The sequence below is a fragment of the Pseudomonas sp. BJa5 genome, from assembly GCF_030272875.2.
Lineage (GTDB): Bacteria > Pseudomonadota > Gammaproteobacteria > Pseudomonadales > Pseudomonadaceae > Aquipseudomonas.
The window spans coordinates 1-261 of record NZ_JALRNG020000161.1 but is presented as its reverse complement, the minus strand read 5'-3'; the positions used below and the strand labels follow the sequence as shown (position 1 = coordinate 261).

At 69.7% G+C, this 261-nt stretch carries 1 pseudogene; it reads left to right on the top strand.

The features are described from left to right. Window positions 1–261 (top strand): annotated as a pseudogene (locus M2D63_RS25840) (quinohemoprotein amine dehydrogenase subunit alpha); the annotation flags it as partial.

The following is a 261-nucleotide window of genomic DNA, read 5'->3' as shown; positions in this document are numbered from 1 at the left end:
GTGGTGCCGGCCTTCGCCATTGCCCGCATCGGCGAGAACGGCGGCAGCACGCCGATGGTCCAGGGCCGCTTCGAGGCCGAGGCCTGGGGCAAGGACGCCAAGGGCGAGCCGCTGCGCATCGGCGACCTGCCGGCCAGCTGGACGGTGGAGCCTTTCGACGAAAGGGCCAAGGAGGACGAAGACGTCAAAGACGCAGGAAAAATGCAGGACAACGGCGTCTTCCTGCCCGGTGGCGCCGGGCCCAACCCCGAGCGGCGGATG